Here is a 271-nt window from a genome sequence, read left to right as displayed (position 1 = left end):
CAGGCGACATCGACATTGCCATCGGCTTCGGCCCGGGCTATCACCAGATGCACCCCGAGCTGCAATGGCAACCGGTGCTCAGTGATGATTTCGTGTGCGTGACCAGCCAAGGCATGCTGGCCAGTGAAGAGGCCATGAGCCTGGACGAGTTCTGTGCTTCGCCCCATGTGTTCCCGACACCGTGGATATCGGAAAAGAACATGGTCGACAGCTGGCTGGACAAGGTTGGCCGATCACGCAACGTGCTGGTGCGCGCCAATGGTTATCAGGC

The 271-nt window shown here is 59.4% G+C and carries 1 protein-coding gene; it reads left to right on the top strand.

The genetic code is table 11. From position 1 onward, the window contains the following. The coding region (locus SB772_RS41195) for a LysR substrate-binding domain-containing protein (RefSeq protein ID WP_410838674.1) at window positions 1–271 on the top strand (271 nt) is incomplete at both ends.

It is taken from the genome of Paraburkholderia sp. SIMBA_030, from assembly GCF_046535245.1.
Lineage (GTDB): Bacteria > Pseudomonadota > Gammaproteobacteria > Burkholderiales > Burkholderiaceae > Paraburkholderia.
This window is presented reverse-complemented; position numbering and strand designations above follow the sequence as displayed.